At 43.2% G+C, this 22,091-nt stretch carries 23 protein-coding genes; 3 read left to right on the top strand and 20 right to left on the bottom strand.

The features are described from left to right. Nucleotide 1 precedes the first annotated feature (1 nt). The 5 genes from DR864_RS01695 to DR864_RS01675 all read right to left on the bottom strand — a co-directional run bounded on the left by DR864_RS01695 (nt 2) and on the right by DR864_RS01675 (nt 5,525). Nucleotides 2-1,324: a DEAD/DEAH box helicase gene (locus DR864_RS01695; protein ID WP_114065316.1), complete on the bottom strand. Its 1,323-nt coding sequence runs from the start codon at nt 1,322-1,324 to the stop codon at nt 2-4. Between the two features lie 69 nt (nt 1,325-1,393). Then, a complete protein-coding gene (locus tag DR864_RS01690) occupies nt 1,394-2,203 on the bottom strand; it encodes a helix-turn-helix domain-containing protein (RefSeq protein WP_162793503.1) in 810 nt (269 codons plus the stop codon). 77 nt (nt 2,204-2,280) lie between these two features. Further along, nucleotides 2,281-3,084 carry an alpha/beta hydrolase gene (locus DR864_RS01685; RefSeq protein ID WP_114065314.1) on the bottom strand — a complete coding sequence of 268 codons (804 nt, stop codon included), beginning with the start codon at nt 3,082-3,084 and terminating at the stop codon, nt 2,281-2,283. Nucleotides 3,085-3,227: 143 nt separating this feature from the next. Next, a complete protein-coding gene (locus DR864_RS01680) occupies nt 3,228-4,127 on the bottom strand; it encodes a sugar phosphate isomerase/epimerase family protein (RefSeq protein ID WP_114065313.1) in 900 nt (299 codons plus the stop codon). 114 nt (nt 4,128-4,241) lie between these two features. Beyond that, nucleotides 4,242-5,525 (bottom strand): Gfo/Idh/MocA family protein, encoded by a 1,284-nt coding sequence (locus DR864_RS01675; protein WP_114065312.1) that lies wholly within the window; start codon nt 5,523-5,525, stop codon nt 4,242-4,244. Nucleotides 5,526-5,838: 313 nt separating this feature from the next. Between DR864_RS01675 and DR864_RS01670 the strand changes: the two genes are divergently transcribed. Further along, nucleotides 5,839-6,849 carry a bestrophin family protein gene (locus DR864_RS01670; protein WP_114065311.1) on the top strand — a complete coding sequence of 337 codons (1,011 nt, stop codon included), beginning with the start codon at nt 5,839-5,841 and terminating at the stop codon, nt 6,847-6,849. Nucleotides 6,850-6,871: 22 nt separating this feature from the next. Here DR864_RS01670 and DR864_RS01665 read toward each other — a convergent pair whose 3' ends face one another. From DR864_RS01665 to DR864_RS01645, 5 genes are all read right to left on the bottom strand, one after another. After that, on the bottom strand, nt 6,872-7,711 hold the full coding sequence (locus DR864_RS01665) for a helix-turn-helix domain-containing protein (protein WP_114065310.1): 840 nt from the start codon (nt 7,709-7,711) through the stop codon (nt 6,872-6,874). 18 nt (nt 7,712-7,729) lie between these two features. Next, nucleotides 7,730-8,278 carry a cupin domain-containing protein gene (locus tag DR864_RS01660; protein WP_114065309.1) on the bottom strand — a complete coding sequence of 183 codons (549 nt, stop codon included), beginning with the start codon at nt 8,276-8,278 and terminating at the stop codon, nt 7,730-7,732. A 78-nt stretch (nt 8,279-8,356) separates the two neighbouring features. Beyond that, entirely contained in the window at nt 8,357-9,184 is an 828-nt protein-coding gene (locus DR864_RS01655; protein ID WP_114065308.1) for a helix-turn-helix domain-containing protein, read from the bottom strand. Nucleotide 9,185: 1 nt separating this feature from the next. Then, complete coding sequence (locus DR864_RS01650; protein ID WP_114065307.1) at nt 9,186-9,746, bottom strand: cupin domain-containing protein; 561 nt, start codon at nt 9,744-9,746, stop codon at nt 9,186-9,188. Between the two features lie 95 nt (nt 9,747-9,841). After that, on the bottom strand, nt 9,842-9,991 hold the full coding sequence (locus tag DR864_RS01645; RefSeq protein ID WP_205319183.1) for a hypothetical protein: 150 nt from the start codon (nt 9,989-9,991) through the stop codon (nt 9,842-9,844). A 165-nt stretch (nt 9,992-10,156) separates the two neighbouring features. Between DR864_RS01645 and DR864_RS01640 the strand changes: the two genes are divergently transcribed. After that, nucleotides 10,157-12,526 (top strand): PDZ domain-containing protein, encoded by a 2,370-nt coding sequence (locus tag DR864_RS01640; protein WP_229599492.1) that lies wholly within the window; start codon nt 10,157-10,159, stop codon nt 12,524-12,526. A 533-nt stretch (nt 12,527-13,059) separates the two neighbouring features. Continuing rightward, nucleotides 13,060-14,028: a 23S rRNA (adenine(1618)-N(6))-methyltransferase RlmF gene (rlmF, locus tag DR864_RS01635; protein WP_114065305.1), complete on the top strand. Its 969-nt coding sequence runs from the start codon at nt 13,060-13,062 to the stop codon at nt 14,026-14,028. 17 nt (nt 14,029-14,045) lie between these two features. Here rlmF and DR864_RS01630 read toward each other — a convergent pair whose 3' ends face one another. The 10 genes from DR864_RS01630 to DR864_RS01580 form a co-directional block, all read right to left on the bottom strand. Then, entirely contained in the window at nt 14,046-14,888 is an 843-nt protein-coding gene (locus DR864_RS01630; RefSeq protein WP_114065304.1) for a helix-turn-helix domain-containing protein, read from the bottom strand. 94 nt (nt 14,889-14,982) lie between these two features. Beyond that, entirely contained in the window at nt 14,983-15,429 is a 447-nt protein-coding gene (locus DR864_RS01625; RefSeq protein WP_114065303.1) for a hypothetical protein, read from the bottom strand. Nucleotides 15,430-15,512: 83 nt separating this feature from the next. Beyond that, on the bottom strand, nt 15,513-16,196 hold the full coding sequence (locus tag DR864_RS01620) for a hypothetical protein (RefSeq protein WP_114065302.1): 684 nt from the start codon (nt 16,194-16,196) through the stop codon (nt 15,513-15,515). Between the two features lie 63 nt (nt 16,197-16,259). Then, complete coding sequence (locus DR864_RS01615; protein WP_114065301.1) at nt 16,260-17,105, bottom strand: helix-turn-helix domain-containing protein; 846 nt, start codon at nt 17,103-17,105, stop codon at nt 16,260-16,262. 120 nt (nt 17,106-17,225) lie between these two features. Further along, entirely contained in the window at nt 17,226-17,768 is a 543-nt protein-coding gene (locus tag DR864_RS01610) for a cupin domain-containing protein (protein WP_114065300.1), read from the bottom strand. An 88-nt stretch (nt 17,769-17,856) separates the two neighbouring features. After that, nucleotides 17,857-18,420, bottom strand: a complete 564-nt coding sequence (locus DR864_RS01605) for a helix-turn-helix domain-containing protein (protein ID WP_114065299.1) — start codon at nt 18,418-18,420, stop codon at nt 17,857-17,859. 432 nt (nt 18,421-18,852) lie between these two features. Further along, nucleotides 18,853-19,791, bottom strand: coding sequence for a hypothetical protein (locus DR864_RS01595; RefSeq protein ID WP_114065298.1), 939 nt, complete (start codon nt 19,789-19,791; stop codon nt 18,853-18,855). 55 nt (nt 19,792-19,846) lie between these two features. Further along, nucleotides 19,847-20,386, bottom strand: coding sequence for a hypothetical protein (locus tag DR864_RS01590; protein WP_114065297.1), 540 nt, complete (start codon nt 20,384-20,386; stop codon nt 19,847-19,849). Between the two features lie 78 nt (nt 20,387-20,464). Then, nucleotides 20,465-21,256 carry a helix-turn-helix domain-containing protein gene (locus tag DR864_RS01585; protein ID WP_114065296.1) on the bottom strand — a complete coding sequence of 264 codons (792 nt, stop codon included), beginning with the start codon at nt 21,254-21,256 and terminating at the stop codon, nt 20,465-20,467. Nucleotides 21,257-21,358: 102 nt separating this feature from the next. Further along, entirely contained in the window at nt 21,359-21,808 is a 450-nt protein-coding gene (locus tag DR864_RS01580; RefSeq protein ID WP_114065295.1) for a nuclear transport factor 2 family protein, read from the bottom strand. Between the last annotated feature and the right edge of the window lie 283 nt (nt 21,809-22,091).

Raw genomic sequence — 22,091 nt, 5'->3', positions numbered from 1 at the left:
ACTACCGCGCTACTTCAATTTTATACTTTTTACCTTTCATTTTCTCTTCCTTGATTTTCTCCAACAGCGCTTTGTATTTCGAGCGTTTTACGGCGGCAAAGGAGATATAATCTTTCACTTCAATCAGCCCCAAATCTCCTTTTTCAAGTTCGCCTTTTTGGGAGAAAAAACCGACAATATCCACTTTGTTTAGCTTATTTTTTTTTCCACCGCTCACATAAATCGTCACAAATTCGGGTGGGTTGGGCAATGGGTAGGTATCCAAAAGCTGGATTTCGATCATATTGTTTTCCACGTATTGTGGGCGCACTTCGTCCTTTTGGAAAATCAAATAAGAATTGCCCGTGGCGTGCATTCGGGCCGTTCGGCCATTCCGGTGAATGAACTCGTGCTCATGGATGGGCAAATGATAATGGATAACGTGTTTCATCTCGGGAATATCCAGCCCACGCGCAGCCAAATCTGTGGTAACCAAATAATTGACACTACCGTTTCTGAACTGAATCAATGCGCGTTCGCGCGCATCTTGGTCCATGCCACCGTGATAAAAAGCCGCCTGAACGCCCCTTTCCTTTAACAATTCGCAGGTTCGCTCCACGGCATCGCGGTGATTGCAGAAAATCAGTGCCGACTCCGAATGTAGTGAACAAATCAGCCGAAACAATGTATCGGCCTTGTCTTTATCTTCCGAAATCACGGCCTTCATCACCAAAGCTTGCGGGCCTTCTTCTTCGGGCGTAAAATTGACAATGGTGGGCGTGACCAATCCCACAAACCCAGGAATTTTGATGCCCGCCGTGGCCGATACCAGCACCCGTTTGGTGAGATTTCGTAAACCGTCCATGATAAAGGCCATTTGCTCCTGAAAGCCCATTTCCAAGGACTTATCAAATTCATCCAGAATCAGCGTCTGAATATCGTCCAACGAAAATGAGTTACGGGTCAAGTGGTCGGCAATTCGACCCGGAGTACCAATCAAGACCGCCGGGGGCTGACTAAAATTCTGGATTTCGGTCGCCATCGCGTGTCCTCCATAACACACATTTACTTTAAAACCCGTGGCCATTTTTTTCCATACCTGCTCAATTTGCATTGCTAACTCACGCGAAGGGGTAAGAATCAAACACTGAACCGTCTGTTTTTCAGGTTGAAGTAATTGTACCAGTGGCAACAGAAAGGCCAGCGTTTTACCAGAGCCAGTTGGAGATATCAATAACGTGTTATTATTGTTCAAAATGGCTTTATGGGCCGCTTGTTGCATCGGATTTAATGCTTCAACTCCTACGTTGGAAAGTATCGTTGAAATGGGTTGGTTCTTGTTCATGCCGCAAAGGTACGGCCTTCTGACGGGATTTGAGAATTTGAATCGGGCTTATCGAGCTTTCATTGCGCATCAAACTTGCAAATCCACGATGATTTCGGGTCGTTGGGCATTTTCTTTTAGTAGGATGTTAGGCGTAACGCTGGCAAACTGCTTAAAGTCTTTGGCTAAATGGTCGTAGTCGCTGTACCCAAAATGAACTGCTACGCTTAGCCAATCCAAATGGGGCTGTGCTTCTTTGTACTGAAAAGCCTGATAAAAACGGCTGATGCGGCTATACAGTTTGGGACCAATCCCCATGCGCTCACTGAATTTACGTTCAAACTGTCGCGGACTCAAGCAGGCTTGACTTGCCAACCAATCCAGCGAAAACTGCGCGGGGTTTTTCTGCAGCAGCAGCCCAATTTTATCAATTGGAGAACTTTCCTTCTTGACGTTTCTAATTTTGCCAATCAGAAACTCTTCCGCACGTTCAATCATTTCTTCGTAGCTATTGGCGTCGGCAATTTGGTCGCTTACTTTCAGCAATTCGGGGTGAATCAAGGCCGATGCATCATGGTAAGCCGCCGTTAACTCATGATTCGGAATGCCCAACAAACGATACATAGCTCCCGGCTGAAAGATAACCATCAACATCAAAAAATCAGGACCATAATAGTTTTGAAAATTGAGCCGGCTCACCTGTTGCCCAAATACAGCACTACGGGCTACTTTAAAACTATGGCCAGCCGTCAAATCATGTGAATAAATTCCACCACGCCCAAAAAATGCCAAGGCTTGCTCAATTCTTGTAGGGTAAGGTTTAATATGATGACCTATTGTCGAATTGAGATTGACCAATAGATAATTTTGGACAAAAGGCCGCAGTGTCAAGCTCGGCATTATCTCCCTGAATATCATAAACTTAGTCGATATAAGACAAAATTAATCACATTCCCGAGAATACCCCACAATCGCCCTCAGATTTGTTGAAGTAGGGCTGCCAACTCAACGGGCATTGACAAAAAAGGTGAATGACTCGACTTCAATCTGTACACGCGCTCGCACTTGACCCGGGTAGGCAGCAGTGTTTTATCCAAATCTTTACTTTCAGTACACAGAATATAATACTTTGGTATGTTCCCATACACTGCATCCGTTAGCCTGACAGGCGTACCTAACGGGGCAAAAGCTTGCCGTGAAAGGTTTTGGTGCGCAAACTGTCGGTCTTTATCGGTACAATCATGGTAAAAAAGCACATCAGCCAAATCGGGTTTGAAAGTACTTGTTTTATGATTTGGAGCCACAATTAATGCTTTCCCGATGGTAATTCGGCTCGTATCTTTGGGTAGAGTTGCTTCAATCAGCTGGGCCAATGAGCTTACTGAATCACCGTTTTTGGGTAAAAAAGCATCCAAAAACACCAGCTTACTTACTTTCTTTAATCCCAATTGTTCGGCGGCTTGAGCTATCACCACTCCTGCCATCGAATGGCCCACCAAAACCACTTTTCCTCCCGTTTGCTGGGCCACATCCACCACTTTAGACACGTAGCGGTCGAGCGTGACATCGTCGGGAGGCGTGGTATCTGTGCCATGACCCGGTAGGTCAATCGCTACCACTTTGTGCCCTTGGGCGGTCAAAAGCGGAACTACTTTGTTCCAGCACCAAGCGCCATGCCATGCTCCATGTACCAACAAATAAGTTTGAGACGACTGTTTTTTCGCGAAACAAAAAGGATTTAGACAGACGATTGTCAATAAAAACAAAAGCTTTTTCATCATTTCGAAGGGTTATGTTTCAGGCAAAAGTACCCGTTCGACTCAAAAGGCGACAAGTAAAAAAACGACATCTTTTGCCATTACCATTCAAATCATCTGTCGAATGAACACAAAAAAAGCAAGCCTTCCGACTTGCCTTTTTTGATTTATACTGCTTTAAAGATACCGTCCATTTTTTGACTGATGACTTCTAGTCGCTTTCGGTCGCCGCCGGGCACTTCTGCCGATGCCCAGCCCGAATAACCGATTTTGGCGAGGGCTTGGTTGACTACGGGCCAGTTGCAATCTCCTTCCAACAACTCCACGTTAAACCCTTTCCAAAGGCCTTCATCCTGTTGTTTTTTACGGCTAAACTCCTTGATGTCAATCTTCATGATGCGTTTGCCGAGTGCTTCAATCCAATGCTCAGGCCAGCCGTAACGCAGGATATTGCCCACGTCAAAGTACCAACCTACCAGCGGGTGATTGATTTCATCCACATAGCGAGCGGCTTCCACGGGGCTAATGAGGAAGTTGTTCCATACATTTTCAAGCGCGATTTTGATACCCGTTTTTTCGGCAATCGGAATCAATTTACGAATCTCGGCCTGAGAACGCTCGTAGGCTTCTTTGTAGCTTGTGCCTTCATTGACCACGCCAGGCACCAATAGCACCGTAGTACCGCCGTACATTTTGCAATCATAAAGGGATTTTTCCATTGCCTTCGAGCACACCTCCCGCACTTTAGGGTCGGCACTCGACAACGGCGATTTCCAGTGCGCAGAATTGACTACTCCCGGCAGTTCTAAACCCGTTTTGTCGCGGGCTTCCAATATTTCTTTGGGGTCAATGTCGTTGGGAGAATCCAACTCAACACCGTCAAAACCAAGGTCTTTCAGGAGTTTAAATTTGTCAAGAACGGAGAGTTTTTCGGTCACCATTCCGTATTTCAAGCTCTTCTTAATCAGCGGTGGCGCCACGGGAGAAGCCTGCACAAACGTATCGACGCCTATTACCGCCGCTGAGGCCGCCACGGCGGTATTTTTGATGAATGTTCTTCTTTGCATGAGAGAGGTTTTGGTTTATCCGAAAATAAAATATCCGTTAATTGTTAACAGTAATCATTCATCCAGTACGGATAAGTTTTTACAGATAACAACTAACGGACACTCATTTTAAACTTAAATGAAAGGCGTAAATCCAGGGCGAGCCACTTCAATTTTTGGAATAGGTGTCTCGAAATTAACCGAATCAGGACCAAGCTTCTCGGTTGATTTCATGGCATCTTCCCAGGTAATTTTCTTACCAGTATACGCCGCCATCCGGCCCATGATGGCAATCATGGTGCTGTTGGCCATCCACTCACCGTTGTTAATTGGCTTGCTGTTACGGATAGAAGCAAACAATTCGTTGTGCTCGGTTTGGTACATATCATTCTGTACGCCCGAATATTCCCACGGATTTTGTCCTTCAATTTTGTGCGTTGGACGCGAGCAATTGGCCATCGCCCGGCCTTTGGTTCCGAAGGTCTCAACCAAGTAGCTGCGCTCGGTATTTTCCTGCTGACGCGAGAAGTGGAAGCCTTTGGCCCCGTTGGGATAATCGTAAGTAATGGCAAAGTGATCAAAAATATGACCGAACAGCGGGTCAACCCGCACCTGACGGCCACCCGTTCCGACGGCGCTCACGGGCAAAACATCACCCATGGCCCACGACATCATGTCGATGCTGTGAACGGCCTGCTCTACGATGTGGTCACCCGCCAACCATGTATAATACATCCAGTTACGCAACTGAAACTCCATATCTGACCAACCAGTCTGACGCGGAAAATTCCAGGCACCGCCCGTATAATAGGTATTGTAAATGCTCATTACTTCGCCAATCGAACCATCGTTGATTTTGCCGAATACGGCACGTTTTGGTTCGTGGAAGCGCCAGCAAAAGCCCGACACAAGCGAAAGGTTTTTCTCTTTTGCAACCTTTGCCAATTCCATGACCTTACGAATACCGGGCGCATCGACGGCTACTGGTTTTTCACAAAAAATATGTTTACCCGCGTTGATGGCCGCTTCAAGATGCAACGGACGGAAGAACGGAGGTGTTGCCAATAAAACAACGTCAACGCCCGAATCAATCACTTTTTGGTAGGCATCAAACCCCACGAATTTGCGCTCATTGTCCACCTTTACTTTATCTCCGTGTACTTTGCGCAATCCTTCCAAACACGTATCGAAGCGTTCGGGAAAAATATCGCCGAGGGCGTGTAAAACTACGTTGGGATCCGCTTTGAGGGCTTGCATCGCTGCGCCAGAGCCACGGCCGCCGCAACCGATAAGACCCACTTTGAGGGTGTCACTGTTGATGCCCGCAAAAGCACGATTTGGAACAATAATGGATGGAAATGCAGTACTTGCAAGGGCCGCTCCTGCTAGTTTTAACACATCGCGACGTGAGGTGTTCATATAAGTGTGTGTTTAAATGGTTTAGAAAATAGTAAATATACAAAACAATGATTTACCGTGAGTATCTGACTTAGGTATTATTTCAAGGTTTATACGCTGATTCAAAAATGCTACATTTTTTTTAATAAATAGTAATTAAATAGTAAATTATTTTAAATAATGACGTTAAATCCTCCATTTTGTTGCGTATTGGAATTTTCGTCTTTGATATTCAAATATGCATATGAATCTGTAAATGCCAATCAGTGAAACTAAGAATGGGCTATTGCTAAAATGAAATCCCTTCTTATTTTTGGTCAAAAAACCGATACTTATGTACATAAAGCGCCATCTTAATTTCGTCATTATCTATTTCTACACTTGGAGAATGATTTTGGCTTCGTTAATTACGGGAAGTTTGGCCATTTTCGTTTACCAATACCTCGGTTGGAAGTGGGTCGCGATTCCGTGGCTACCTATGTCATTGATCGGTACGGCCACTGCTTTTTATGTAGGTTTCAAAAACAATCAAGCCTACGGCCGCAACTGGGAAGCGCGCATCATTTGGGGCGCAATTACCAATTCCAGTCGTGCGTTTGGAGCTACGCTCAGGGCCTATGTTAACAACGATTTTACGGAGCATCCTGTACCACAAACCAAGATAAACCAGGAAATACGCACGCTTATTTATCGTCATATCGGCTGGCTCCATGTGCTCAAAAACGCAATGGCCCAACGTACCGCGTGGGAACATGAAGACATTGCCAGCAAAAGACAACGCAAAGCATTGGCCAAAGAACAAGAATCTATTGAAGAACACTTAGCCCGCTGTCTGTCACCCGAAGAAATTGAGTGGCTGAAAACCAAGAAAAACGGTGCAACACAACTATTGGACAGGCAATCCCAGCATTTAGTCAGGTTGCGGCGCGAGGGTATGATAGACCATTTTCGTCATATAGAATTACAAAAATTCATTACTGATTTCTACACCGAGCAAGGCCGATCGGAACGCATCAAAAACACGCCTTTTCCGCGCCAATACGCCACTACGAGTTTGATTTACATCTTTATCTTTATTGTTTTGCTGCCTTTTGGGATGATTGGAGAGTTTGTTAAACTCGGTGAAAGCCTCTTATGGCTTCTGATTCCGTTCAACTTGGTAGTTACGTGGGTGTTTATGCTGATGGAATACACGGGCGACGTGAGTGAAAATCCTTTTGAAGGCTTACTCAACGACATTCCGCTGCGCAGCATCGTTCGTACGATTGAAATTGACCTGCGTGATATGCTGGGCGAAGATAATTTACCCGAAAAAATACAACCTGAATTTGGGATTTTATTGTAAGGTTTTAAGCTAATCTTTACGTCTACGTCTCCACAACACCAAAGGCTCGTTCGGGTGATTGACCGTCCTGTAGAAAAAAGGCGTTAGGTGTTAAATTGGTAAACTCTTTAAAATCCCGTACTAAATGTTGGTAGTCATAATACCCTAAGTCAATGGCAACACTCAACCAATCCTTGGAAGGTTGGGCATTTTTTAGTTTCATGGCATTTTCAAATCGGGCAATTCTAGCATACAATTTCGGACTAACGCCCTCTCTCTGAACAAATTGACGATAAAACTGCCGCTGACACAAGCAAGCTTGATCGGCAAGCCAGTCCAAAGAAGCAGTCGAAGGGTTTTGTAAAATATAACGGCTTACTTTATCAATCGGTTGTTCCACTTTTTTTGCTTTTTTAATCAAATGCAACAAAAAACTTTCTACAATTTTAATCATTTCGGTGTAATGATTGGCATAGCTCAATCGCTCATTGACTAAGCGTATTTCGGTAGAAAACACCTGCTCTGCATCCAAAAACGTGTTTGTCAATTCATTGGAAGGAATGCCCGTAAGACGAAACAAAGCCCCGGGCTGGAATTGCACTTGAAACACCATAAAATCCCGCCCTACGTGGCGGTTTGTAACGATAGAATGTTGCCCATACAAGCGCGACCGGGTACTTGCCACCAATTTGCCATCAAATCCATATTCCACTTTTTCGGGGTCTTTCGGAAAAAAAGACAAGCAATTTTCGGCACGAGGCCAATACGATTTTACGGGTAAAACAGTCATCGAACGCGGAAATTCACAGCCTACAATCTGAAACTGCCTCACGTATTCACGCAAGGCAGGGCTTGGAAGTCGATAATCGTAGATGGCTACCATAATCGGAGCAATTTGGGTTTATTTTATCGTTAATCCTGAACCTAACACGGTCATTCCGTGGGTCTTATGAATTTCTTCCGCTTGCTCTTTCGTAGGCGGCGCTTTCAACTCATTCATTGTCAGAAAAAACTCCTCCATTTTACCAGCAGGCTGGACGTAATAAATGATTTTGCTTTTTTCAGAGAGCTGTATCCACGTATGAGGAACCTTTCGCGGGGCAAAAACGGTATCTCCTGCCTTCGCCGTGAACTGCTTATCTCCTACCTGAAACAAAAACTCCCCTTCAATAATGGAAAAAATCTCGTCTTGTTCGTGATGTACGTGCAAAGAAGGACCCACTTTATCGTTGCCAATATACTCAAAAACAGCCAATTGACCATTGGTATCTTTGCCCGAAATTTTAAGGTCATTTGGGTTAACTCCTTTGTAAGGTGTATGAACACCAAACCGGGCGTCGCCAGCTTTGACCACAAACGGAGGTGTGTTAGTGGTGACCGTTTTCTGGGCCAAAAGAGATTGAGTGGCTACGCCAGTAGCGGCAACGGTCAAGAAGTTTCTGCGTTTCATATTTGTTTGATTTTAGGTTGTTTATTATGCAAAACTCCCCATTCAAACGCAGAAATTGGTGGGAAAAAATGGACATTTTTACGTTTCTCTCAACCCAAAGTTTCGTTCAGGTGCTTGGGTGTCTACTTTGTAAAAATCACCAGGGCTGAGATGGGTAAAATCTTTATAGTCTTTGGCCAGATGCTGGTGATCGTAGTAACCGCAAGCGATTGCAATACTTAGCCAATCTAAATGAGGATACGCATTTTTCATACGAAATGCTTTTTCAAATCGAACAACTTTGTCAAACAATTTAGGCCCAATGCCCATTCGTTCAGTGAATTTTCGATGAAATTGCCGTGGACTTAAACATATCTGGTCAGCAAGTCGGTCTATCGAAATAGATTGATATTGGTTTAAAATAAGCGAGCCTACCTTATCCACGCTGTGTAAATTCCGTTTGGATTGACGTATAATCTTTTCCAGAAATGATTCTGCAATTATAATCACCTCCTCAATATCTTCCGAATTGCACATTTGCTCGTGAGCGGTTCGAATGTCTTTACCCCAAATGGCCTCGGCATCAATAAACGTATTGGTGAGTTCATACGATGGTATGCCCGTTAGACGAAACACGGCACTCGGTTGTAAAACAATTTGCAACACCCAAAAATCACAAGCGACGTACCGAGTAGTAACGGTAGTATGTTGCCCACTAAGAGTACATTTGGGGTAGGCTTGAGGTGCAAGACCTTCGTAACCAATATTTTGCTGCTCTCTGAGACAAAAAACAAGGCAGTGTTCGGGACGGGGCGAGTAAACTTTACTGGGGGGAACCACCCCTGTCCCAAACACAAAACGGATGATTTGGTGCTTTCTGACGTACTCACGTAGTGCTGGACTGGGAATAACATCTCGGAGAATCATCTTATTCTAAGCTTAATGGTGGACCTACATTCTTCATACCATGATCCAAGAAGATTTTATCAAATTCAGCCTGTGTAGGTACTCCTTTTAACGTATTCAATTTTACAAAAAACGCTTCTAATTGACCCGCAGGCTGCAAGGTATAAATGAGTTTGCCCCTGTCCGAAAGCTGAATCCATGTATGAGGAATGTTTCTTGGAAGAAAAATCGTATCGCCCGCTTTCAAGATAGATTTTTCATTTCCTAATTGAAATCGGTACTCCCCCTCAACAACGTAAAATATTTCGTCTTGGTGAAAATGCACGTGCAGGCCCGGGCCTATTTTCTGCGTACCAATATACTCAAAAACAGCCAGTTGACCATCGGTGTCTTTGCCCGAAATTTTCACATCGTTTGGATTTACCCCCTGAAAAGGCGTATGCACACCCGAGCGAGCTTCACCTGCTTTGACGATAAAACCATTTTTGTCGATGATTTTTGAGGCTGCGTTTGCGCTTAATACACTTACTGCCGCAGTACTAGCTGCGGCAGTGGATAAGGATAAAAATTTTCTGCGTTGCATAACTCTTGCGTTTTAAAGTTGTTATGCAAATTTCAACTAGTATTTGACAGATTTATTGGTACAAATCGGACGTTTTTTTGATCAAATACTGTCTCCTATTCTTTATCCCATTCATCCGTATTTTTAATCCCCAACTTCTTAGGGCTAAATACGGGATCCAAACCTGCTTTTCGCTGTTGTTCATAATCTTTAAAGGCTTTGAAAGCGAGTTTTCTGAGCTGTAAAATGGCAATAATTTGAGCCACGCCAGCATTGTATTTTCCAACGTACCTGCAAAAAGCGGGTAGCAATCCAAAAGTAAATGCCCACCACCAAGCAAAGTAAAATCAGGGCATTACTCCAAATACAGTAGAAAAGTGGTATTTCACCTATTTTAAATACTACCCATCCTGAGAACCAAGTTTTTGATTATGCCCTTATCCACAACATTTACCTGCTTCGTTCGCCTCTTTTTGGCGGCATTCTTGATGCAATCAGCAACTGCCCAAGTCACTTTTTATGTGGCTCCTAACGGCAGCGATGCTAACAACGGTATATTACAAAAACCGTTCAAAACACTCTCCAAAGCGCTCTTGTCGGCCCAACGAGCCAAGGGACAGAAAGTAACTATTCAATTGAGAAAAGGTACGCACTATTTAGCTAAAACACTGACGATGAACGCCTTTGAGGCGACGTTTGCATCGCTGGTGATCACAGGTTATAAAAATGAACCCGTTTTTATCAGCGGTGGGCAACCCTTACAGCTTGCGTGGAAGCCTTACCAAAACGGCATTTATCAGGCGGTTGTACCGCCCAATATTCTATTTGAACAACTTTTTATCAACGGTCAGCAACAGCCCTTGGCCCGTTATCCTAACTATGATACTAGCGCGCGGGTTTTTCACGGGACTGCCGCCGATGCGATTTCACCCGAGCGCGTCAACACTTGGAAAAATCCGACTGACGGATACGTTCATGCCCTGCATTCGGGCGAATGGGGCGGGTTTCACTATCTCATTACGGGAAAAGACGAAAAAGGAGAATTAAAACTAGAGGGAGGTTGGCAAAACAACCGCCCCGCTCCAATGCATAAACAGTACCGTTTCGTCGAAAATATCAGGGAAGAACTGGATGCACCCGGAGAATGGTTTTTTGACAAAACAAGTCGTATTCTCTATTTCTACCCACCCCAAAACGTCAATCTTGGAACCGCTTTGGTGGAGGTATCCATGCTCAAAAATCTCATTGAACTAAAGGGAACGACCAACAAGCCTATCCGTAATGTGCAGCTCAGAAACCTACACTTCGTCCATACCGAGCGCAGTTTTATGGAAACCAAAGAACCGCTGGTACGCAGCGACTGGACTTTTTACCGCGGCGGCGCTGTACTTTTTGACGGCACCGAAAACTGTAAAATCACTGATTGTACATTCACTGACTTGGGCGGAAATGCCATTGTAGTAAGCAATTACAACAAACACACCGCCATCAGCGGTTGTTACATTCACCACATCGGCGCGAGTGCGGTGGCGTTTATCGGCGACCCAAAAGCGGCACGTTCGCCTTCGTTTCGGTACGAACTTTCGATTCCTTACGAAAAATTGGACAAAACGCCCGGACCCCAAACCAACAATTTTCCGCAGGAATGTACGGTCACGAATAACCTGATTCATGACATGGGTCAACTTGAAAAACAGGCCACGGGAGTCCAAATTGAACTATCAGCCTCCATTACGGTCAGCCATAACAGCATTTATAACACCCCACGTGCGGGTATCAACATCGGCGACGGAGCCTGGGGTGGGCATATTTTGGAATACAACGACGTATTTAACACGGTCTTGGAAACGGGCGACCACGGCGCTTTCAATTCTTGGGGGCGTGACCGATTCTGGTACGCCAACCGCAGCTACATGGACAGCATTGTGGCGGCGCACCCCGAACTAATTTTGTTAGACGCTCAAAAACAGACCATTATCCGCCACAACCGTTTTCGTTGCGACCACGGCTGGGACATTGATTTGGACGATGGTTCCTCGAATTATCATATTTACAATAACGTTTGTCTCAACGGAGGGCTCAAACTTCGGGAGGGTTTTTACCGCAAAGTAGAAAACAATATTATGGTCAATAACTCCTTTCATCCGCACGTGTGGTTCAAAAACAGCGGCGATGAGTTCAGGCACAACATTGTCATGAAAAAATATTTCCCCATTCAGGTGAAGGACTGGGGCATGAACATTGACCAAAATTTATTCCCAGATTCGGCCTCGCTGGCATTGGCCCGTAACAACAACACGGATGCGAAAAGTACGGCAGGCAATCCCGCATTTATCAATGCTTCGGCGGGGGATTATCGGGTAAACGCCTCCTCTCCTGCCTTGCTCATTGGCTTTAAAAATTTTTCTATGACTGACTTTGGGGTACAAAAACCTGAGTTAAGAAAACTTGCTTTACAACCAATCATTCCAGCACTTATCAATGCGCAATTGCTTGACGGTAAAACCTCAATTATCTCATTCTTAGGAGGAACACTCAAAAACATTGAAGGATTGGGGGACCGCTCAGCCTACGGATTGCCCGACGAAACGGGCATTCTCATAACCTCGGTTGGGCAAAAAAGTCTTTTGACCCAGTCTGGTTTATTAGAAAAAGACGTAATAAGAACGGCTGATGGTAAAGCCGTAAAAAATATTCACGCATTTTTGGATATATATCAAGAAGTCAATTGGCACGGCAAAATAAACCTCGAAATCATTCGTAATCAGCAGCTTCTAAAGTTGGTGTTGCTTCTAAAATAAAAACTGCCATCGACAAACGAGGATGGCAGTTTCGATCAATACAAACTAAATCTATTTGGGTCACTGACGGAAAATATCTTCCGTTTGGTGTTATCTGTGAAAATGTTCTACCATTTTTCAGGAGCCTCTTTCGACTACTTACCGACAACTGTTTATTGTCTGGCTAAATGGACAAACCACTTTCTCAGAGACATAGACCATTAAGTATATATGTATGTTTAGATTAAGAATATCAAACTAATTTTTACAGCGAAATAAAATTAGTACAATACGTAAATTTTTGTTTTAGAATGAAATTAAATTTGGATTAAAATTGAAATTTAAGAATATAAAATAGGCAATAGCCCTCTATATCTACATTTTAAACTAATCTTTCTCCAATACACTACATCTATTGACAGTGACTATTGCGCACAATCGCTCGCTTTTTCAGTAAGAGCGTGGTACTTTACCAAAAAAATCATTCTTTAATTCAACGATTCATTGGATGATTTTTCGGTAACTTACGTTTTCCCAAAAATGTACAAATCTCAATGACGTCTATATCAGAATCAACTTCTACCGAAAAACAAAGCCTTCATCCCCGAAATCCCCACCGTTTCCGATACGATTTCCCTGCACTTATTAAAAGTTGCCCCGCATTAGCGCCTTTTGTTTTGCGCAATAAATACCAAGATGAATCGGTCGATTTTGCCAATCCTGAGGCGGTCAAAATGCTCAACAAGGCCATTCTAATTCATTTTTACGGCATACAGCATTGGGATATTCCCGCCAATTATCTTCGACCTCCCATTCCTGGCCGGGCCGATTATATTCATTATTTGGCCGATTTATTGGGTTCGGTCAATGATAACGTTATCCCAATCGGTAAGGAAATTACGGGGCTTGACATCGGCGTGGGGGCCAATTGTGTCTATCCCATCATTGGACACCAAAGTTACGGTTGGAGTTTTGTGGGGTCAGATATTGACCCCAAAGCGATTCAGAATGCCAAACGAATTGTGACGGCCAACCCCGTGCTTACCCCCTTCATCGAATGTCGTTTGCAAACAACTCCCACTGCCATTTTCAAGGGAGTTGTACAAGCCAATGAAAAATTTGATTTCACGATGTGTAACCCTCCTTTTCATGCTTCATTGGCTGAAGCCACTGCAGGAACACAGCGCAAATGGCAAAACTTGGGACGGACGAGTGCTTCCCAAAAAGAAACCTTGAATTTTGGCGGACAAAACGCCGAATTATGGTGTGAAGGTGGCGAAAAAGCGTTTGTAACCAAAATGATTGAGCAAAGTGCCCAAATCGCCAACCAATGTTTTTGGTTTACTTCATTGGTTTCTAAAAAAACGACATTGCCATTTTTATACAAGGCCCTAAAAAAAGTAAAAGCCTTTGAAATACAGACCATTGAAATGGCTCAAGGACAAAAAGTCAGTCGTATGATAGGATGGACTTTCCTCGGAACCCATCAACAGAAAGTGTGGCGGCAGGAACGTTGGCAGTAAAACAAAAGAAGCCATTTTTATAACCCCACAAATTCAGGATTGAGTTGAAGGCGGCGTTCGGGATTAAGATTGCTTTCCTGAATCAACCTATTGGGCGTGACTCCTGCAAAACGTTTGAAATCTTTGACCAAATGCTGGTAATCGGTATAACCTGTATTCACGGCAATACTTAGCCAATCTAAGTCTTGCCGGGTATCTTTTAATTCATACGCCTGATAAAACCGACAAATGCGGGCGAAATACTTCGGTGTTACACCTACTTGCCGCTCAAAGCGTTTTTCAAATTGCCGAAAGCTCAAACAGGCATCATTGGCCGTTTTAGAGAGGCTAAATCCCTGCGGATTGGCCAAAATGAGGCTCCCGATGCGATCCATCGGCTCAAATCCAAACTTGACTCGGGCCACTTTCTTGGTAAAATAGCGATCAAGAATGCGAGGGAGTTCATCATAAGTAGTTGCATTAACTAATTGGTCTTCAACATCGTCAATTTCTCGCCCCAAAATCGCCTGCGCTTCTACGTATTGATGCAACAGTTCGTACATAGGTATACGCAGTAGTTTATGAATGGCTCCAGGGTGAAACCGAACGTGTACCATCATGTATTCGGAAGGCAAATGCAGATTTTGACGGGTAGCAGGCATTCCAAAAATAGACGTTCGCGGACGTACCTTACATTCGCCTGTTTCTACAGTTTCGGCGGTTTTGATGCCTCTTATGACAAACGTCATCCCTTCTTCGGGATTAACAGGATACGCCTTGGTAGGCGCAGGAATGTCCTTCCCAAATTTCATGTGCAACACCAAATACTCCTTAATATACTGTCTAATAGGTGGAGCAGGAGGAATGCGTTGACAAATCATAGCAAATACTTTTGATAAACTATTACATCAATACCTACTTAATAAAACAATCTATAATCCTTACTTAAATATAGGCAATAGTTTGATTGTCAAGCTATTTTGGTATGTAATAATGTTCGGAGATACCCGTAATTTTCCAATCCTTGCCTACTTTTTCGAGCATCACTAAACGGTGCGCTTTGATTGCCTTGCCGTCGGGGGCGGTGTAAGTAGTTTGGTAACTAGCAGCTGAAATCGTCCCCGCCGTTTTAATGCGAAAGTCGGCATTACTTACGCTCAAGGGCATGGCAGGTGGGAAAGCGGCGTCACTGACAAAATCAGCCCCCGTGCGAGAGGTGTAGGTGCCATCGGGTAGGTTTACACTAACAATGGTGTGTTTGCTGTCGGTGGCGTCAAACAACCAATATTTCCGCACTTCATTGGGCTGATGCGCTTTGAGCGCTTTTGCTTCGGCAAGTAGCGTAGCTTTGATGGCATCTTCTTCCGTTTGGGCGTATAAGCTTCCTGACGCAAACAAAAGAACAAAGAATAAATTTTTCATTTTTGAACAGGTTATTGTATAAAATAGGACTGTACAAAAATGGAGGGGTAAAAGAGGTTTTTAGTGGTAAAAAATCGTTGAAATTACCCCTTCTCAAAGAAAAAATGCCAAAGGGAATCTAACAACGCCTGATTCCCAAAAAAAAGATACGCAACGATGCCCAAATGAGTGACGTAATACCCAAGGCTGATAAGGTAAGGTTTATAGATTTTTCGGGTACGCCATTCGAGGATAAGGAATAGGGCAAACAAGGCAAAAACGGTTTCTAAGGCCGGGCCCTGAATACGTGCAAACGCCGGGCCTATAAAACCTATGATCGTCATAACCATAAAACGAGCGTGGTAAGCGGGCTTTTTGCGATAATAAATTGCCAAACCATACATTACTATAAACACAATAGGATCAAGCAGATTGGAGGCAAAAACAGGGAGGCTTTTTTCTCTGAGTTGTTCCTGACGTACAATCAGTATAAAGGAAAGAATCATCAAGGCCACCAATCCGTATGAAATTTTACCCAACAGACGGTGCCAATTGAGTTGCTTTTTAAGAATCAAAATCGGCTGCACAATGAGCATCAGCAACCATGCCATTATCATGAAAACATGAAAGTGAGTAACCGACGTAATGGTAATCGGAACATTACCAATTGGGCTGACAACGCCCTCAAAGTCGGGGAATTCACCGAAATAGCTCTGGTAAAAGCAATAAATAACCAATACCGTAAAAACGGCAAAGTAATAAGGCAGAAAGCGGTAGGTTTTTTCCATAAGGCATTTTTTTTCAAAAATGGTGCCTTTTAGGAGGATATTGGTGGTAAAAAAACGACCAATTTATCGGGTAGAGACGCGGTCGGTGACGATACCCAACACACGCTCAGGGGAATTTTTCTCCGCCACCATCATTACATTGGGCGTGACACCCGCAAACTGTTTAAAATCTTTGACCAAATGTTGGTAATCGTTGTAACCCGTTTGGAGCGCAATACTTAGCCAATCAAGGGATGGATTGATTTGTTTGAGCGAAAATGCCTTGTCAAAACGACTGATACGCGCCAAAAATTTAGGACTGACGCCCATTCTCTCCATGAATTGCCGCTCCAATTGCCTTGGACTCCAGCACGCTTGGTTCGCCAGCCAATCCAGCGAAAAATGAGTTGGATTATCAATTAAAAGTTGTCCGATTTTATTCACAGCGTTTTCATGAGCTTTCTTGGTTTTGATTTTTTGCCAGAGATAGCGCTCTGCTATTTGAATAATGGCTTGATAGGAACCGGCGTTGGCCATTTGTTCATTTATCTCCTTTATTTCATTCCCAATTACCGTTTCCGTATCCAAATATTGATCGGTGAATTGCACCAACGGAATCCCAAAAAGTTGATACATTGCTCCGGGCAAAAAAATGACTTTGAGCATTAAATAATCGTTTGACAAGTGCAGGTTTAAACGCGAAACCTGCTGCCCCGACAAGTAGTTGGAAGTCCGATGAATGATCTGTCCCGTTTGCTGATTGACACTGGTAAGCGTGGCATGAGGATTGAACGTGAGGCATTGCTCGGGGCAGGGAGCATACGATTTTATCAAAGCCGGTCCATTCTTACTAACCTTAAAATGCAACAGTAAATATCGTTTTACATACGATTGTAAATGCGAGGCAGGCTGAATGTACTGATAAATCATAGCAACCGATAATGACTGACTTTTTTTAAAAGTACAACCTAAAAGGGTATTTATCAACCCTTTGAAAAACAATTGATTAAACGGTAATTTTTGAAATCGAATTTTGTTTCAAATTCGACGTCAATCGGCCATCAGGGGCGAGCCTAAAAGTACCATATTATGTTTTTGGTAAATCTTAGCGCCAATTTCGGGGGTAATTTTTTCGACTTTACTCAGTTCTTCAAAAAATGCTTCCATCGTGGTAGCCGACTGCACAATCACCAACATCTTCGCAGGTTGAGTGGTGTTAGAAGTAAAACAATGCGGTACATTTCGTGGAATTAATACGTTATCGCCGCTTTTCAAATACAGTATCTCATCGCCGACTTTGAACTTCATTTCGCCTTCCAGGATGTAGAAAGTTTCGTCTAAATCCGGATGTGAGTGCAGGGGCGGCCCGTCGTTTTTGAGATTGTTGCTACTTTCAAAAATGTACAAATCGCCGTCGGTGTCTTTTCCCGAAACTTTGCAGTCTAACGTTACGGCTCCAATCTTTACCCTTTTCTGAAAGCGGGCTTCATTTTTGGCTACTTTAATGCCTTTTTGAGGACGTGCTTTTGGATTGATTTCCATTCCGAGAGAAGGTAAAAGCACTGCGCTTTTGACAAAATTTCTGCGTTCCATACCTGTGTTGTTTTTAGTAAAACGATTGATTAACAATACAAAGGTATCTTGGCAAACGTATTCGTAAGTGGTAGAAAATCCGCAAGTTTTAGCCTAACCGTAAGATTCGCTCCGGAGCAGCGGCTTGGGCTTTGAGTAATGAATTAGGCGTCGTTCCGGAAAACTGCTTGAAGTCTTTTACCAAATGTTGGTAATCATTGTAGCCTGTTTGAAGCGCAATACTCAACCAATCAAGCGTCGGATTTTGGTCTTTAAGCATGAATGCCTGATGAAAGCGGTTGATCCGTAAAAAGAATTTTGGAGAAACGCCTATTTGCTGCTTAAATCGTCGTTCAAATTGACTCAGTGATAAACAGGCTTGGTTGGCAAGATATTCAATCGAATAAGTCGCAGGCTGGTTTAAAATTAACAAATTCACTTTATCAAATGGGTGTATATCAACGGTTTGGTACTTTATTTTTTGCCATAAATAATCCTCAACGATTTCGATGATTTGTGAATAAGTAGCGGCATTGACCATTTGCTCATATACTTGACTAATATTAGGATTGAGTAAGGTTTCGGCATCAATACGTTCGTCCAAAAAAGCTTCGCTGAGTGGCATTTTTAGAAACTTTGCCAACCCTCCCTGCTGAAAATCAATCGAAACCATCCGTTGAGAGTGACTGATGTGGAAATCAAACCGTCTCCTTTTGTGCCATTGAGTGAGATTTTGGGAAAAGCCTTAAAAAGTCCCGTTTCCGGGTCAAAGGCATTCACGCCGCCTTTTAGATAAAACACTAAGTTGTGTTCCGGGCGCACGGGAAAGGGTTTGACAGGAATCGGTTGATTCCTGTCAAACTCAAAATGCAGTAAGCAATAGCTCTTTATGATATGCCTAAGCCTCGGCGAGGGCTCCAAATACCTGAAAAACATGCTGATTTACAAATAGTTGAATGGATGCAAAAATAGGCATTTTGACACCAAACAAGTGGTAAAAAATCGGCATTTTCCCCATGAATCAACTTAGAACGAGCTTTAATGCAGTAATTAACTACCGTTTTTGAAGCTTTGCTTAGAAGCGCAATACTTACTTCACCCCTAACTAATCATTGTTCAAAATCGACGGCTTTATTTTCAGGAACATCCAAGCTACAATGACCTGTAAGGCTAGGCCCGCAGGCGCTCTGTAGATCAAATCGTCTGTCCCCAATTTCTTAATCAATGGCAACGAATGGACGTTGTTTAATGGGACTTGAAAATCAGGCACAAAGTAGAGCAACGTAATCACAAAAAGATAAAAAACAAGCAGCAAATAACTGGTAACCAAGTATTTTGGAATTTCTTTCGGTCTGCGCCAATACATAGCAATCAACAGAAAAATAGGAGAGAAAGCCGCAAAAACGAACATAATGCCAAACAATATGTTGGGAGGCGTTTGTCGATAGGCCAGCCAATCCTTTGCCCCCACGGTTTCCCATAGAGGATAAGCCAAGCTACCTTCGATGCTCGTTGTACCCATATTATAGAAGTTCAACACGACCACAAGCAGAAATATCCATTTGGCTACGCGTTTAACGTCTTGGAGATACGTATGCAGAAATGAAATAAGGATAACCACTTGTAAGGCGGAAGGGATAATTTGGAAATAAAGCGTTTGGGACAGCAGGTGTTGGTTTTGCGCCGCATTATAGCCCGTGATCGCCCATTGCTTATAGATAGGCATCATCACCCATAGGGTAGTTACTACGGAAATCATGCCTAACACAACGCTGACATAAACTGCCTTTTTGGGAAAGAAATTGGGTGCCAGCCAAATCATTGAAATCGCCGACAACAGCATTAAAACGGCTGGCACATACCCAACCCAAATCATCAAACTGTTGTAGGTCTTTGTATAAAGCAGAAAGTTTTCATGGACATTGGCAAACTGAGGATTCATAATGAATTGTAACATCATCGCGATGCCAAAGTGGCGCAGTGTCAGAATGCTATAAATGAGCAAAGCCCATTTTGCAGCAGTTGTAGTGGATTTGTCAGACATAAGACGGCTACTTTCTCAGTATTAGATAAGGAAAATTATTAACTCAAACTTTACTTCAACGCTGAAGCCCGCTGCCATGCGGCTTTGAAACAAAGGGCGTCAAAGCTACCAATACAAAGCCCAAAATAGAAAACCACTCCCTGCTCTGAAAATTCTTGATGACTTGCGGGTGTATTTCATTGATTTTTGCCACTTGCTCGGCGGTAAGGTGCTGAAAATCTAAGGTTTCGATGTAGCGATTGATAGGAATTTGTTGGTTGCCAGTCAGCATTACATCGGCAATAAATAGCCCAAAAGCGGCCAAAATCAACCAAAATACCGGCGTTCGCCATTTCTTGATAAACAGCAGTAGGGAAATGAGATAACTAAACAGAATGATTGGCCCAACAACTCCCATACGAACTCGCATAAAACCGTCGGTAATTTGCCAGGATTTGGCCCAATCTACCGAATTCATCAAATCGCCTTTGGCATTGATAACCCCAAAAACCAACGGGTTGATCATGCCCGAAAAATGTAACCCTGCGTAAATACCCGAAATAAGAAGGAGAAAATACAACGCAACGGGGCGAATGGAGTTGATAAGCAGTGTCATTAGACAGAAAATTGAATTGATAATTTCACAAATCTACTTAACCCTTTTAGAGAAGGCTTAGTAAAAAAACGACATTTTTTAATAAATCACGGCTTTATCAAAATCAAAACCGCTCGGGACTGCACCCGTAAATTGCTTAAAATCACGCAGTAAATGATTGTGGTCAAAATAACCGCAGTCATGGGCAACGTTCATCCAACTCAACTGAGGGAATTTTTGCTTGAGTTTCATTGCCTGATTGAAGCGAATAACCCGTCCATAAAATTTGGGGGATACGCCTGTTCTTTCCACAAATTTGCGTTCAAACTGACGATTACTCAGGCACGCATCATTTGCCAATTTGTCCAATGTGAAAACACCGCCGGTCTGGTGCATTAATGGAATCACGGCGTCAATTGGATGTGTATCTACTTTGTAATTCCGAATTTTATTCAACAAAAATTCTTCAATAATGGCTACCATTTCATAAAACGTATCCGCATTTTCAATGCGCTCGCGCACTTCATTGACATCCTTACCTATAACGGCACTCATTTCCCCATAACTACCCGCAAATAGACTCATTGGAATGCCAAACAGCCGAAAGAAGCCCATTGGTTGAAGCAAAACTTTAAACATCAAATAATTATTCGGAATCAGCAGATTATGTCGGAGCGTGATTTGCCCTGCAATGAGATTATCAGGCATTTTAATTGTAGAATTGTCCAAATAATTTACGCATAATTTGCCTTTGGGATAAAAATAAAGCCCCGTTTCAGGAACGGGAGCAATCGGCAAACTCACCAAAGGCATATTGTGCTGAATGTGCAAATACCAATACGCTTTTACAAAAGGCCGAAGGGCCGGATGCGGCGGTAAAACTTGGAGCATGGTAAGGCAGGGTATATTTCTTAAAAATACATCCAAAGCCCTTGATATTCAAAGAAGAAGAACAAAACTTATTAAACGGTGCCTGCCGGTACATGCGTAGCTTTACTCTACCTTTACGATGGTAGCCTGCCGCCCTATCATAAACCATTGGTTGTTTGCGTATTTCCAAATATTGGTAAATCGGCGAGTAACGGTCTTGCCTGTATGTTGTTGATGTTGTTGCGGTTTTGTGATTTCTTCGCCCATCACCAAGGCTATGTTATCGTTGAAGGTTATTTTTTCAATATTTCGCACAAACGAAGCATAGGCTAAATTGCCAGTACGTAGCTGCATTTTTGTACCTTCCACAGTACCTACACGGTTGGCAGGGGTGTTTACGACCATCTCATTCGACCAGATTTTCCCAAACAAAACAGCCGAATCGCCTCGCATAGTAGCTTCTCGCTCAATATTTTCCATGCGGCGAAGTTCTGCTTCACGAGGGTCGGTTTGAGCGCATATAGTAATCCTTGATAAAAGAAAAATGAAGAGAGAAATGCTTAGTTTTTTCATTGGTTTGAATTGATTACGGGTAAAGAATAGATTTTCTTTTATTCTTATTTACCACCGGCCAAGCTTTGAATGTCTTTAATGCTGTCAAAGACAAAACCGCATATAAGGCATATCCTTTTTGACATATACCCTTTATCAAATATAGCTTTATAAGCTTGGAAATTGAAATGACAATTTAAATAATTGCTTCGACCAATGACATGCCAGGTAGCACAGTGAGTATCAAATCAAGGCTTCATATTGGCATGTCCAACCGCTACTTTTTGAGGCGATACCTCATCAG

Origin of the sequence: Runella rosea (assembly GCF_003325355.1) — a bacterium.
Lineage (GTDB): Bacteria > Bacteroidota > Bacteroidia > Cytophagales > Spirosomataceae > Runella > Runella rosea.
This window is presented reverse-complemented; position numbering and strand designations above follow the sequence as displayed.